The 13,511-nt window shown below is 73.0% G+C and carries 11 protein-coding genes and 1 pseudogene; 8 read left to right on the top strand and 4 right to left on the bottom strand.

All coding sequences use genetic code 11. The annotated features are described in order from the left end of the window. Positions 1-130: 130 nt before the first annotated feature. Positions 131-427, bottom strand: coding sequence for a phosphopantetheine-binding protein (locus tag PYR91_RS35990; RefSeq protein ID WP_279787445.1), 297 nt, complete (start codon positions 425-427; stop codon positions 131-133). 172 nt (positions 428-599) lie between these two features. On the opposite strand from PYR91_RS35990, the gene PYR91_RS35995 reads away from it, so the two are divergent. Both PYR91_RS35995 and PYR91_RS36000 read left to right on the top strand, forming a co-directional pair. Next, the gene (locus PYR91_RS35995) at positions 600-2,258 is read left to right on the top strand and encodes an AMP-binding protein (protein ID WP_279787447.1); all 1,659 of its coding nucleotides are present in this window, start codon (positions 600-602) and stop codon (positions 2,256-2,258) included. Between the two features lie 180 nt (positions 2,259-2,438). Further along, positions 2,439-3,983 (top strand): PQQ-binding-like beta-propeller repeat protein, encoded by a 1,545-nt coding sequence (locus tag PYR91_RS36000; RefSeq protein WP_279787449.1) that lies wholly within the window; start codon positions 2,439-2,441, stop codon positions 3,981-3,983. Between the two features lie 367 nt (positions 3,984-4,350). On the opposite strand, the gene PYR91_RS36005 is transcribed toward PYR91_RS36000, so the two are convergent. Next, the gene (locus PYR91_RS36005; protein ID WP_279787450.1) at positions 4,351-5,319 is read right to left on the bottom strand and encodes a hypothetical protein; all 969 of its coding nucleotides are present in this window, start codon (positions 5,317-5,319) and stop codon (positions 4,351-4,353) included. Positions 5,320-5,612: 293 nt separating this feature from the next. Between PYR91_RS36005 and PYR91_RS36010 the strand changes: the two genes are divergently transcribed. The 6 genes from PYR91_RS36010 to PYR91_RS36035 all read left to right on the top strand — a co-directional run bounded on the left by PYR91_RS36010 (position 5,613) and on the right by PYR91_RS36035 (position 11,314). After that, positions 5,613-7,133: an AMP-binding protein gene (locus PYR91_RS36010; protein WP_279787451.1), complete on the top strand. Its 1,521-nt coding sequence runs from the start codon at positions 5,613-5,615 to the stop codon at positions 7,131-7,133. Next, complete coding sequence (locus PYR91_RS36015) at positions 7,130-8,356, top strand: type III PLP-dependent enzyme (protein WP_279787453.1); 1,227 nt, start codon at positions 7,130-7,132, stop codon at positions 8,354-8,356. The genes PYR91_RS36010 and PYR91_RS36015 overlap by 4 nt, the downstream gene beginning before the upstream one ends. Next, a complete protein-coding gene (locus tag PYR91_RS36020; RefSeq protein WP_279787455.1) occupies positions 8,353-8,841 on the top strand; it encodes a cobalamin-dependent protein in 489 nt (162 codons plus the stop codon). Before PYR91_RS36015 ends, PYR91_RS36020 begins: the two co-directional genes overlap by 4 nt. Beyond that, positions 8,828-10,108 carry a methylaspartate mutase gene (locus tag PYR91_RS36025; protein ID WP_279787457.1) on the top strand — a complete coding sequence of 427 codons (1,281 nt, stop codon included), beginning with the start codon at positions 8,828-8,830 and terminating at the stop codon, positions 10,106-10,108. Before PYR91_RS36020 ends, PYR91_RS36025 begins: the two co-directional genes overlap by 14 nt. A gap of 138 nt (positions 10,109-10,246) precedes the next feature. Continuing rightward, a complete protein-coding gene (locus tag PYR91_RS36030) occupies positions 10,247-10,843 on the top strand; it encodes a hypothetical protein (RefSeq protein ID WP_279787459.1) in 597 nt (198 codons plus the stop codon). Between the two features lie 159 nt (positions 10,844-11,002). Next, entirely contained in the window at positions 11,003-11,314 is a 312-nt protein-coding gene (locus tag PYR91_RS36035; RefSeq protein ID WP_279787460.1) for a hypothetical protein, read from the top strand. Between the two features lie 68 nt (positions 11,315-11,382). Here the strand turns inward: PYR91_RS36035 and PYR91_RS36040 are convergent, their stop codons facing one another. Both PYR91_RS36040 and PYR91_RS36045 read right to left on the bottom strand, forming a co-directional pair. Then, positions 11,383-12,720, bottom strand: a complete 1,338-nt coding sequence (locus PYR91_RS36040; RefSeq protein WP_279787462.1) for a hypothetical protein — start codon at positions 12,718-12,720, stop codon at positions 11,383-11,385. 110 nt (positions 12,721-12,830) lie between these two features. Further along, positions 12,831-13,511, bottom strand: a pseudogene (locus PYR91_RS36045) (phospholipid carrier-dependent glycosyltransferase); the annotation flags it as partial.

A 13,511-nucleotide genomic window follows, 5' to 3' on the forward strand; every position in this document is an offset into this window, starting at 1 on the left:
GGAAAGGTGACCACCAACACCACCCCCCCCCCCCCCCCCCCCCCCCACAAAACACCCCCCCCCCCCCCCCCCCCCCCGCGCCCCCCCCCCCCGGCCGGCGGCGCCCCCCCCCCCCCCCCGGCCGGGGGTCTCACACGGTGTCGTCGGTGATCGAGCTGAGGGTCTTCCAGAGCACGCCGGGGGTGGAGAAGTTCCCCATCTCCAGCGCGTCGTCCTGGAACCGCAGGTCGTAGGCGTCCTCCAGTGCGGCGAGCAGCTCGACGGTGCCGATGGAGTCGAGCCCCAGATCACGCAGCGGGGCGTCGGCCGCCAGGGCCTCGCCGGCGCCCAGGAAGGGCAGGAATCGTCGCAGGATCGATTCGAAACCGGCGTCCCAGGGGTGGTCGGAAACGGCGTCGTCGGTCAAGTGGATCAGATTCTCAGACATATCCGAATAATGACGCCGGGATCCGCCAGATGTCAACCCATCCGTTATTGACAGCAATCCGGCCGTGGTTAGACTGCAGTCGCGTTTCCGATTTCCGCCGCATTCTCCGGCTCGGTCGCCTCTTCTCGTAATATGCGCGCCCTGCCGTGTGCGGTCCAGCGAGGAGGAGAACATGCACCAGACGACCGACACCGCGCTGCACGCGCGCTTCCTGCGCGGCCTGGCCCGCGCCCCGCACGGTGTGGCGGTGCGGGCCGGGAACGACACCCTCACCTACACCGAGGCGCACGAGATGGCGCTCGACTGGGCCGGCGCGCTGCTCGGCGCCCCCGGCGGGCCGCCGTCCGCCGTCAGCGTGCTGGCCGGGCGCACGATGACCGCCTACATCGGCATCCTGAGCGCGCTGTACGCGGGGGTGCCGGTGGTGCCGCTGCTGGCCGACTTCCCGGCCGCCCGCGTCCGCGCGATGCTCGACTCCGCCGAGGTCTCCGCGCTGATCGTGGACGAGCTGGGCGCCGCGCTGCTGCCCGAGCTGGACCTGCGGGGGATGCCCGTGCTCGCGCCGTACGCGGGCCCCGCGCCGCACGCCCCGGGCTGCACGTTCCTGACGGCCGGCCCCGGCACCCGGCTCGACCGGCCCCGGGGCGCCGAGCCCGGCGACGTCGCCTACGTGCTGTTCACCTCGGGCTCGACCGGTCGCCCCAAGGGGGTGCGGCTGACGCACGGCAACATGGCGCACTACTTCGCGCTCATGGACGACTGGTACGACTTCACCGAGCACGACGTGTTCTCCCAGGCGGCCAACCTCAACTGGGACTCCGCGGTCTCCGACCTGTGGTGCGCCTGGGGCGTGGGTGCCCCCCTGGTGTCGGTGCCGCCCCAGGCCTACCGCGACATGCCCGGCTTCATGGCCGAGCACGGCGTCACGGTGTGGTTCTCGGCCCCCAGCGTCATCGCGCTCCTGCGGCGCGTGGGCGGGCTCGCGCCCGGCGCCATGCCCTCGTTGCGCTGGACGTTCTTCGGCGGCGAGGCGCTGCAGTACGGGGACACCGACGACTGGCAGCGGGCGGCTCCGGGCTCCGCGGTGATCAACGTGTACGGCCCGACCGAGATGACGATCACCACCCACCGGCACCGCTGGTGCCCGGAGGAGTCGACGCGTCTCGGCGTCAACGGCGTGGTGCCGCTGGGCAGGCTGCACGACGGGCACGCCGAGCTGCTGCTCGACGAGCACGGCGAGCCCTCGCCGGTGGAGGGCGAGCTGTGGCTGTCCGGGCCGCAGCTCTCGGCCGGTTACCTGGACCCCGAGGACGGGCGCGGGAAGTACCTCCAGCGCGACGGCAGGCGGTGGTACCGCACGGGCGACCGGGTCCGCCGCGTGGACACCGGCGAGCTGATCTACCTCGGCCGGGTCGACTCCCAGGTGCAGGTGCAGGGCTACCGCGTGGAGCTGGCCGAGGTGGAGCACGCGCTGCGCGACGGCACCCCGGTGCTGGACGCCGTGGTGGTCGGCGTGCCCGCCGCGGGCAGCACCGAACTGGTCTCGTTCTACCTGGGCGACCCGGTGTCGCCGCAGGAGTTCCACCGCGCGCTGACCAGGCTGCTGCCGGCGCAGATGGTGCCGCGCCACTACCACCGGCTGGAGGAGTTCCCGCTCAACACCAACAAGAAGATCGACCGGCTCCGGCTGGCGGCCGAGGCGGCGCGGCTGCACGGCGACGCCGCCGTCCCCGCGCCGGTGCGGGCGGGTCAGGGCACCGGTCACCCGGTCGCCGCGACCGCCGCCACGGCCGGGCCGATGGTGATAGCGGACGCCACTAGGGGCCGATAGGGGCTGCCTGCAACCGGGCGGCGCTGGTTACCTTCCGCCGCGAACAGCCTGCGGCGCGGAGCGCTCACAGCGCGGAACACCGCGACCGCGGGCACCGGCGAAGCACATGAAGGGACGACCATGGGCAGTCGACTGTCACCACGGAGACCGGGAGCGGCGCGCCGATTCGCGCTCCTCGCCGTGACCCTGCTCGGCGCCACGCTGATCACCGCGCCGCAGGCCACCGCGATGGACACGCCCGCCGTCGACTGGCCGCTCATCGGGCGGGACGTCACCAACACCCGCGCCAATCCCTCCGAGTCGAGGATCGGGCGCGACAACGTCCACCGCCTGCGCGCGAAGTGGACCTACAAGACGCACGGCGACGTGTCGGCCACGCCGGCCGTGGTCGCGGGCGCCCTGTACTTCCCCGACTGGGGCGGCTACCTCAACAAGGTCGACGCCGAGACCGGCCGCGGCATCTGGAGCCGCAAGGTCTCCGACTACACCGGCAACGCCACCTCGGTGTCCCGCTCCAGCCCCGCGGTCGTCGGCAACCGGGTGTACATCGGCGACTGGGAGCAGGCCAACCTGATGGCGGTCGACGCCACCACCGGCGCCCTGGTCTGGCGCATCCAGCTCGACACGCAGTTCAAGGCCGTCATCACGGCGTCCCCGGTGGTCCACAACGGGGTGATCTACATCGGGGTGTCCTCGCGCGAGAACGAGCTGGGCGCCGACCCGACCTACCCGTGCTGCGTGTTCCGCGGCAGCATGAACGCCATCGACGCCCGCACCGGGCGTGTCCTGTGGCGGCAGTACACCGTGCCGGCGAACGGCGGGCAGCCCGGCGGCTACAGCGGCGGCGCGGTCTGGGGCACCCCCGCCGTCGACGTGGCGACGAACACGGTCTACTTCACCACCGGCCAGAACTACACCGTGCCGCAGAGCGTGCACGACTGCCAGAACGCCGGCGGCAAGCCGCATCAGTGTTACGCCCCCGACAACTACATCGACACCGTGCTCGCCCTGGACACCGCCAGCGGGCGGATCAAGTGGAACACCGGCGCGATGCGGTTCGACGCCTGGAACACCGCGTGCGTCCCGGGCCTGCCGCCGAACAACTGCCCGCAGAACCCCGGGTGGGACTACGACTTCGGCGACGGCGCGCACCTGTTCACCATCCGCGGCACGGACGGCCGGCTCCGCAAGGTGATCGGCGCGGGCCAGAAGAGCGGCGAGTACTGGCTGATGGACGCGACCACCGGCGCGGTCGTCTGGAGCGCCGCCGCGGGCCCCGGCGGGCACGTCGGCGGCATCATGTGGGGCACCGCCTACGACGGGCAGCGCGTCTACCTGGCCGAGGCCAACTTCAACAAGACGCCGTACCAGATCGCCGGCGGCACGACGATCACCTCCGGCTCCTACGCCGCGCTCGACCCGCGGACCGGGCGCGTCCTGTGGCAGGTGCCCGACCCGTCGGCCGGCTTCGCCTGGGCGCCGCTCACCGTCGCCAACGGCGTCGTGTTCGCCTGCTCGACCGGCAACCAGATGTACGCGCTCGACGCGGCGAACGGCCGCACGCTGTGGCAGTTCGACGCGCCGTACTCGTGCATGGCGGGGCCGGCCGTCGTGAACGGGACGGTGTACTGGGGCAACGGCTACGAGCGGTTCAAGTACGGCGGCGGCACGACGGGCAGCACCACCGAGGGCACCTTCTACGCCTTCACCGTCGGCGGGCGGTGACCGCCGGTCGGCGTTCGCGACGGCGGGGCCGGTACCCACCGGCCCCGCCGTTCGCCGGTTCGCCGTCCGTCCGCGTCGTGCCGGGCGTGGGCCTTCCGGGCGGGGGGACGCCGGGCTGGGCGCGAGCCCACCGGGGCGGTGGGAGGCCGGGTCGGGCGTGGGCCTTTCGGGCGGTGGGGCGCCGGGACGGGCGCGAGCCCACCGGGGCGGTGGGGCGCCGGGTCGGGCGGGCGCACCGAAGTGGCGGGACGCCGGGCCGCGCGGGGGCGCGCCGGGAGGGCGCCGGTCCGGACGCGGCGAAGGCCGGTCCACAGCCGGGGCAGGGGTGTGCCGGCTGTGGACCGGCCTTTCTTCCGGGAGCGGTCTGTCAGCTACGGGCGGCCAGGAGGCGCCGGGGCGGGCGCCCGCGCACGGGGCGCATCACCGACCGCGGGGTGATCGGCACCACCTCGAACGCCCGGGTGGTGCACGCGACGCGGGTGAACAGGCCGTCCTGCCCCGCGACGTAGAGCGTGCCCACCCCGGCGGCGGAGAGGGCCGAGACGACGTCGGGCCAGCACACCGCGTGGTCGCAGCCGTCCAGGAGGAGGTCGCGCACCTGCTCGCCGGTGGTGAGCACCCGCCCGTCCTGGTCGGCGACCACCGGGACCGCGGGGTCGGACCACGTCAGGCCGGCGAAGACCTCCCGGGTGATCCTGTGCCGCAGCGAGGTGAAGGCCCGCGAGTGCATGGGCGGCTTCATCGTGTAAAGCGACAGCCCGCCGAGCGCCCGCACCCGCCGGAGCACCCAGTCGAGCTGCCGCTCGCCGAAGGTGATCATGGTGAAGTCGTGGTCGACGCGGCACGAGACGTCGTGCCACTCGCCCCGCTCGTCGAACTCCCGCAGGAGCTCGGCCAGGCGGTCCTGGGGCACGCGGGCGATCGAGTGCGTCACCAGGCCGGGGTGCTCGTCGCGGAAGTACTCCTCCATGCAGTCGGCCAGCCGGGCCGCCATCGAGATGGCGTCGGGCAGGTCGAGCGCCCGCGTGTACGCCGTCACGGCCCGCCAGCCGAAGCTGGGGCCGACCACGTAGTCCGGCGCCACCTCCAGGCGGTCGTGCGCCCACCGGGCGAGCGCCAGGCAGTTCACCATGAAGGCGATCTGCGCGTCCTTGGCGTAGTGGCCGTCGCTCTCCCGGTACCGGTCGACCAGGCGGTAGCCCAGCACGTCGTCGGCGGTGGCGAGCAGCTTCCTGGCGAAGGGGTTGACCGACATGAACCTCGCCACGTCGGTGAAGGTGCCCGGTCCCATGCCGGGGAAGACCATCGCCGTGCCCTGTCCTGGTTGCGTGTCCATCGGCTCCGAACCTGATCCACGTGCGTCGATTTCATCGGACTCCGGACAGGATCGGCGCGGCGGCCGTCTCGCGCACCCCTAGGGCCCCCTACCTGCCGGATGCGGGCGCGTTCGGGCCGCCGGCGCGCCGCGCGCGGCCGGTCGGCGGCTTCTGGGGGAGCTAGGGGTACGGGCGCGGGCCGCCCCGGCCTACCTTCCGTCGCGAAAGGCCCGGAACGAGGGATTCGATTCGACGCCAGGGGGCGCGGGATCCGCCCGCGCACTCACCTGGCCCGTCGTCATGGAGTGCGACATTGGAAAGCGTTGACGTTGCCCAGCAGGCCATGCTCGTCCATTCTCTGCTCGACGAGGCGGTCGCGGACACCCCGGACGCCTCCGCGGTCCGCGATCCTTCGGGGGCGTGGACCTACGCCACCGTGGCCCGGTACAGCCACGCGGTGACCGCGTGGCTGGAGGACCAGGGCGTCGGCCCCGGCGACCGGGTGGTCGTCCAGTTGCCGACGGTCCGCGAACTCGTCGCGATGTTCTTCGGAGTGACCCGCCGCGGCGCCGTGTTCGTGCCGGTCAACCCGGCGATGAAGCCCTTCCACCTGCGCTCGGTGATCGACAACGCCGAGCCCGGCCTGGTCGTCGCGGCCGACGCGGACGTCGCCATGATCTGCGCGATGACCGGCGTGCCCGTGCACGCCTTCGGCGCCGTGTGGGCCGAGGTCGAGGCGGCGGCCGGGCGCGGCGCGCGGGCCGAGCCCGTCGAGGTCCGTCCCGACGACGTGGCCGTCCTGGTCTACACCTCGGGCAGCACCGCCGCCCCCAAGGGCGTGATCGAGCCGCACGCCCAGGTCGTCTTCGCCTCGCGGGCGATCCAGGCCGTGCTCGGCTACCGCGCCGACGACGTCGTGTTCTGCCGGTTCCCGCTCTCGTGGGACTACGGGCTCTACAAGGTGCTGCTGTCGTGCCTCGGGCGCTCGGAGATCGTGCTCGCGGGCACCGAGTCGGACCTGACGCTGCTCAGGCGGATGCGCGAGGTGGGCGCGACGATCGTGCCCGTCGTCCCGTCGCTCGCGAGCATGATCGTGTCGCTGGCCGGCCGCGACCCGGAGCCCATGGCGCCGGTGCGCATGTTCACCAACACCGGGGCCGCCCTGCCGTCCGCCACGATCGCCCGGCTGCGCGAGGTCTTCCCCGGCGCCCGGGTGGTCCGCCAGTTCGGCCAGACCGAGTGCAAGCGCATCTCGATCATGCCTCCGGAGCAGGACGGCGAGCGGCCGCACGCGGTCGGCAGGCCGCTTCCCGGCACCGAGGTGCTGATCGTCGACGCGGACGGCAACCGCCTGCCCGCCGGGGAGGTCGGCGAGATCGTGGCGGCCGGGCCGCACGTCATGCCCGGTTACTGGCGCGAGCCCGAGCTGACCGCCAGGACGTTCCGCCGCGGCCCGGCAGGGGAGGGGCCGCGCCTGCACACCGGCGACTACGGACACCTGGACGAGGACGGCTACCTGTACTTCGAGGGGCGCCGGGACGACATGTTCAAGCGCAAGGGCATCAGGATGAGCACGCTGGAGATCGAGGCCGCGGCGATGGACATCCCCGGGGTCCGCGCGGCCGGGGTGATCCCACCCGGCGAGGACAACGACCTGGCGCTGTGCGTGGAGACCGACCTGGCCCCGCACGTCGTCCTGCGGGAGCTGGGAAGCCGCCTGGAAGCGGCCAAGGTCCCCGCCGTCTGCCACGTCGTGCCCGCCTTCCCGCTCACCGCGCACGGCAAGAACGCCACCAGGGAACTGCGCCGACTGCTAGAGGGGGCCACCCAGTGAGCACCTACCACCACCTGGCCGAGCGGTTCGGCACGCCGCTCTACGTCTACGACCTCGACCACGTCGTCGCCGCCCGCGACGCCCTGTTCTCGGCCCTGCCGGAGGGCTTCGAGCTGTACTACGCGCTGAAGGCCAACCCCCACCCCGACGTGGCCCGCGCGCTGCGGGAGGGCCCCGGCCGGGCCTGCCGCGCCGAGATCAGCTCCACCGGCGAGCTGTCGGCCGCGCTGACGGCCGGCTTCCGGGCCGGCGAATGCCTGTACACCGGGCCGGGCAAGACCGACGCGGAGCTGGAGGAGGCCATCGGCCGCGGCGTCCGCGTGTTCTCGGTGGAGTCGCCGTCCGACCTGCGGCACGTCGGCGCCGTGGCGAGCAGGCACGGCGTCACCGCCCAGTGCGTGCTGCGTGTCAACGACGCCACGCCAGGCGCGTCGACCGGCATCCGCATGATGGGCCGGCCGTCGCAGTTCGGCATCGACAGGGAGACGCTCGCGGAGACGATGCCGCGGCTCACCTCCGTGCCCGGCACCCGCGTGGTGGGCGCCCACTTCTTCACGATGAGCAACGCCGCCGACGAGGCCAGCCTGATCGGCGAGTACGAGCACGTCATCGAGCTGGCCGCGCGGCTGGAGCGCGAGGTGGGGCTGCCGCTCTCCTTCCTCGACATCGGCGGCGGGTTCGCCGCGCCGTACTCGGCGGCCGGCCGCCGCGTGGTGTATGACAAGCTGCGGCCGGAGCTGGAGCGGATCCTCGACCTCCACCTGCCGCGCTGGCGGGCCGGCGCCCCCCGGCTGGCCTGCGAGTCGGGCCGCTACCTGGTGGCCGGCGGCGGCTTCATGCTCTCCCGGGTGGTCAACGTCAAGCGCAGCCGCGGCCGCAGGTTCGTCATCCTCGACGCGGGGATCAACGCGCTCGGCGGCCTGTCCGGCCTGGGCCGGCTCCTGCCGGCGAAGGTCGAGGTGGCCGAGGGGGAGCGGACCGAGGTGGGCAGCCTGGTCGGCCCGCTGTGCACCCCGGGCGACTCGCTGGGGCGCGACGTGGCGCTGCCGGAGCTGTCGGAGGGCGACGTCGTGACCGTGCCCAACGTCGGCGCGTACGGCGTCACCGCCAGCCTGCTGGGTTTCCTGGGCAGACCCGCCCCGGCCGAGGTGGTCGTGCGCGGCGGCGAGGTGGTGTCGGTGTCCCGCATCCAGCTCGACCGCCGGTACGAGCCGGTCGGGTGAGCGGCCACCCGGGCGCCGAGACGGCCGCCCCGCCCCGCATGCCGCCCGCCGGGCGGCGGGGGACGGTGATCGTCACCACCGTCTCCTCCGACGCGCACACCTGGAACCTGGTGTACCTGCAGTTGCTCATCCAGGAGCTGGGCTACCACGTGGTCAACCTCGGCCCCTGCGTCCCCGACGACCTGCTGGTCGCCGAGTGCGGGCGGCACGCGCCGCAGATGGTCGTGGTGAGCAGCGTCAACGGCCACGGCTACCAGGAGGGCCTGCGCCTGGTCGGCCGGCTGCGCTCCGAGCCGGGGCTGGCGGCCGTCCCGGTGGTGATCGGCGGAAAGCTCGGCATCCAGGGCGGCGAGAGCGAGCGGCACGTCGCCGACCTGCTCGACGCGGGCTTCGACGCCGTGTTCGAGGAACGCGCCGGCGGGATGGTCTCCTTCCTGAACTTCGTCGCGTCGATCCCCCGGGGAGCCGCACGTGAGCTTCGGTGAGTTCGTGCGGCGCAACCGCGAACGCGGCGTGCTCGTCGTGCAGCCGCGCATGGGATTCTCCGACCCGCGGGTGATGCGTGCCGGTCTGGTGGCCACGCGCGACGCGCGCGCCACGACGGTCGGCACCCTCACGCTCGACAGCTACACCCGCGTCGGCGACCACGGCTCGGCCGCGCGGGCGCTGCGTGACGGGGTCGCGCTGAACGGGTACCCGATCGTCGCCCACCCCCCGGACACCACCCGCCGGATGCTCGGCGGCGTGCGGTCGGACGCCTTCCCGGTACAGGTGCGGCACGGTTCGCCGCGCCCGCTGGACATCTTCGCCGCCATGGCGGCGGCCGGGCTGGGCGACACCGAGGGCGGGCCGGTCTCGTACTGCCTGCCCTACGGGCGCGCCCCGCTGGACGAGTCGGTGGCCAACTGGCGCGCCTCCTGCCGGCTGCTGCTGGAGTCGGCCGTGGAGCCGCACCTGGAGACGTTCGGCGGCTGCATGATGGGGCAGCTCTGCCCGCCGAGCCAGCTCGTGGCGATCAGCGCCCTGGAGGGGCTGTTCTTCCGCCAGCAGGGCGTGCGGAGCATCTCGGTCAGCTACGCGCAGCAGACCAACCCGGCCCAGGACCGTGAGGCGGTGCACGCCCTGCGCGGGCTGTGCGCGCGGTTGCTGCCGGACGTCGACTGGCACGTCGTGGTCTACACCTACATGGGCATGTACCCGAGGACCGCCGGGGGCGCGCTGGGCCTGCTGACCGGTGCGGCGACGCTCGCGCTGAGCACCGGGGCCGAGCGGCTCATCGTCAAGACGGTCGCCGAGTCGCAGCGCATCCCCACCATCGCGGAGAACGTCGCCGCGCTGGAGCACGCCGCGGGCGTCCCGGCGGGCGCCGCGCCCGAGCCGGCCGCGGCGGCGGGCGGGGAGGTGTACCAGGAGGCGTACGCCATGGTGGAGGCGGTGCTGAACTGCGACGCCGACGTGGGCAACGCGCTGGTGCAGGCGTTCAAACGCGGCCTGCTCGACATCCCGTACTGCGTGCACCCCGACAACGCGGGACGGGCCAGGAGCTACATCACCGCCGACGGCAGGCTGCGCTGGGCCGACACGGGCTCGCTGCCGCTGGCGGGCGGGGGAGGCGCCGCGCGCCGGGGCGGCCTGACCTCGGCGGAGTTCATGTCCGCGCTGACCTACGTGCAGAACCGGTACGACACCGAAGCGATGGCGGCCCGCTCTTCGGCCGCGCTGCCATATGTCTTTCCCGGGCGAATCATCTGATTGCCTATTTGTTGGGCAACGCGTTTCCCGGATAACGGCCAACGAAATCTCCGGCCCATGCCACAGTGGTGAACCGGCGTCCGGGCGGGCGCCGTCGTTAGCGAACGTTCATCGGCATGGGCGGGGGTTTTTCGAGCCATGGTCGGCAGCGGGGAGGGCGCCGGTCCCGGGTGGGCGCGTGTCATGGTGCCGGCGCTGATCGGCGCGGCGGCGGTGCTGATCGCCTCCGCGGTCGGGTTCTCCGGGTCGACACGCGCCGTCTCCCCCTCGCCGGGCGCCGCCGCCGGGCCGTGCGAGCTGCTGGCGTCTCGCACGGCGGTGCGCCAGCACGATCAGGCGGTCACCTTCCCCGAGGTGTCGTACACGGTCGACGGCACGGGCGGCAGGCCGCGCATCGACCTCGCCGGCACCTACCAGGGCGTCATCGGGGAGGGCATGCGCGTCGTGGTCGTCGCGCAGGCCGATCCGCGCTCGCGCGACTCCACGCCCGAGCGGCGTCCCGGGGACGGCCGCTTCTACTACCAGCGCGAGCTGCGCGTCGACGTCGAGACGCGTTGCTGGTCGGCGCTGTCGCTGGCGCCGGGGTACCCCGGGTCCTCGGGGCTGGTGTGGCACCTCTACCTGGCCCTGGTGCCCGCCGATTTCCCCGTCACGTCCGTGTCCGCGCGGAACCAAGTGCTGGACGGCGTCTTCGCCCATCTGCAGATCCTCGCCATACTCACGGTTCCCACCTAGCACGCGTCATCCCAACGCCTTTTCCTGCTTTCCTCTTGTTCTGGAATAAGCGGCCTAATGCGGCGTGAGCGCTTTTGTCCCGCTTATCGCTGATTATCATTACCGGCCACGGTGAAGGGTAGAAAACAAGCGTCGGTACGCCGCTACCAAGGGGGGCAAATGATCAAGACACTCCACAAGATGGGCCTGCGCTCGCACATGATGTACACGGCGGGAATGGCCTCCATCGGCTTCACGGTCGTCTCCTGGGTCCTGTCCAAGGAGTACGAGGGCGACATCGCTCGCGCCGATCGCTGGGGCCTGTTCGTGGGGGAGTGGGCGCCGACGTTCTTCGCGTTGGGCGTCGGGCTCCGCATAGAGGAGATGCGCCACGAGTCGGGCATGAGCATGGGCGGCCAGGGCTACGAGGAGATGATGCCGGACGAGGCCATGAGCCGCCGTTACGGCAGCCGGACGCCCACGCGCATCTGAGGGCCCGCCGGGGCGCCCCGCCTGCGCACGGTAGGGACCGGCCGCGGTCGCGCGGCCGGTCCTCGCCGTCAGGGGGAGGTCACGTACTTGCGTGGGCGCAGCGCCTGGCCGCGCAGGGCGGTGAGGGCCGCGGCACGGCCGACCTCCGTGAGGCCGCCGCCGGCGACCGTCTGCTCGCCGGCCGGGGCGCTCGCCGGGGCGGCGCCGGTGGGGGAGAACAGGTGCAGCGCCTCCAGGCGGTGGTGCAGCTCGGTGAGCGGCGCGGCGACGTCCGCCGGGGTGGCCGTGCGCCAGCCCTCGCCGGTGACGACCTCGGTGATCCGCTCGGCCAGGGCCGCGCACGGCAGCGTGCCGCCGTCGGTCAGCAGCATCAGCCCGACCTCGCGCACCGACATCTCACGCTCGGACTCGCCGGTCGCGGGAGTCAGCAGGGCCGTGCTGGCGGCCTGCCACATGGCCGCGGGCTCGTCGAGCAGCCGCTGACCGGCCGGGGTCACCACCAGCCGCCTGCCCGTGCGCCGCACGGCGCGCATCTCGCGCTCGGTGATCCTGCGCAGCGTGCGCAGGGCGGCGACCCCGCTCTCGCTCCAGGTGCCCGCCATCGTCCAGCCGAACCGCTCGGCCGCCTCGGTGACCAGCGGGCGGGCGATGGTGTACCGCTGGGTGAGCGGCACGCCCCCGGGCCGGCCCGCCGCCTCCAGCAGCCAGCGCAGCGCGGCGAAGTGGGCGCCGCCGGGAGGGTCGATCGGCGCGTGCAGGCGCACCTCGAAGGGCTGGGCCAGCTCGCGGCGGGCCGCGCCGCGGCCGAGCACCCAGCGGTTGAGACGCTCGCCGTGCACGCGGTTCAGCCAGTTGTCGCCGCCCAGCTCGGCGCGCGGGGTCGTGAGCCACCGGCGGGTCAGGGCCTCGGCGCGGGCCTTCCAGGCGCTCGTGGCGGGCCGCAGGTCGCCGGAGACGACGGCGAGCTCCAGCGCGGCGGCGCAGGCGACGTGGGCGCCCAGCTCCTCGGGCCCCATGATCGAGCTCCAGCCGAGCTCCGGCACGTCGGGCGGCAGCACGCCGGTGGCGCCCAGGGCCCGCTGGTAGGCGGCGGTGCCGGCGTCCTCGCCCTCCTGGGCGTAGGTGCGCAGGATCTTCGCCGTGGACGGGGAGTCGCAGATCGCGGCGTAGCGGTGCATGTCGCCCAGGCGCAGCAGCCGTCCCAGCGCCGAGGCGATGGCGGCGTGGTCGCCGTTCAGCTTGAGCGGCAGCGTGAACCAGAGGAACTCGCAGACGTCGAGCTGGGTGATCGACTCCAGCGGCTCGGCGCCGGTGAGCCACTCGACGGCGACCCGTGCGTCGTCGACGGCCTCCGGACTGACGCGTTCGAGCTCGGTCAGGAGCGCGGCGACGTCGGGTGCGGGCATGCCCCGCAGTCTGCCGTATAGGGCCGGGCCCTGACGACGACCACCACCACGGACGATTTCCACGTCACCTACCTGTTAGAGCTGATAGTCAGAGTTTCATGAGATCGCGGTCATATCCAGCGGTCGAGAAGCATACGCCGATGCCAGTCGTCGTAGGGGATGATGTCGGCGGCGATGACGGGGTAGAGCCACCAGAAGTTAATCAGTGTCACGAGCACGAAGGCGCCCGTTATCGAGGCCCCGACGATGCGGCGCACCGGCCGGGTACCCGGCGGCCCGATCAGCAGCCCGGCCGCCAGGGTGAGGGCGAGGATCATGAAGGGGAGCATGGGGGCGGTGTAGAAGAGGAACATGGTGCGGTTGTCGGCGAGGGCGTAGTAGAACCACGGCACCCAGCCGACGGCGTAGGCGAGCAGCACGGCCCCGGCCCGCCAGTCGCGGGTGGCCACGTACCAGGCGATCAACGCCACCAGGGCCGCCACCGCGCCGAACCAGACGATCGGGGTGCCGACGCCGAGCACGGCCTGGGAGCACTTGGCGGCGCCGCAGCCGCCGGGACTCTCGTAGAAGAACGCGACGGGGCGCAGTAGCAGCGGCCACTGCCAGGGCTCCGACTGGTAGGGGTGCGACTGGTCGAGGCCGGTGTGGAAGCTCAGCACCATCCACTGGTAGTTCCACCAGGAGCGCAGCGAGTCGAAGACGAAGTACACGGGCCCGCTTGAGGTGGCTTGGGCCCAGTTGCGGCCGTAGCCGTAGGCGGTGGCGAACCACCCGCTCCAGGACGCCACATA

Source organism: Sphaerisporangium sp. TRM90804, assembly GCF_029846175.1.
Taxonomy (GTDB): domain Bacteria; phylum Actinomycetota; class Actinomycetes; order Streptosporangiales; family Streptosporangiaceae; genus Sphaerisporangium.

What these genes read in the sequence shown, in the direction of transcription:
- PYR91_RS35990 (WP_279787445.1), bottom strand. Translation starts at nt 427, where the DNA reads ATGTCTGAGAATCTGATCCACTTGACCGACGACGCCGTTTCCGACCAC.
- PYR91_RS35995 (WP_279787447.1), top strand. Translation starts at nt 600, where the DNA reads ATGCACCAGACGACCGACACCGCGCTGCACGCGCGCTTCCTGCGCGGC.
- PYR91_RS36005 (WP_279787450.1), bottom strand. Translation starts at nt 5,319, where the DNA reads ATGGACACGCAACCAGGACAGGGCACGGCGATGGTCTTCCCCGGCATG.
- PYR91_RS36030 (WP_279787459.1), top strand. Translation starts at nt 10,247, where the DNA reads ATGGTCGGCAGCGGGGAGGGCGCCGGTCCCGGGTGGGCGCGTGTCATG.
- PYR91_RS36035 (WP_279787460.1), top strand. Translation starts at nt 11,003, where the DNA reads ATGATCAAGACACTCCACAAGATGGGCCTGCGCTCGCACATGATGTAC.
- PYR91_RS36040 (WP_279787462.1), bottom strand. Translation starts at nt 12,720, where the DNA reads ATGCCCGCACCCGACGTCGCCGCGCTCCTGACCGAGCTCGAACGCGTC.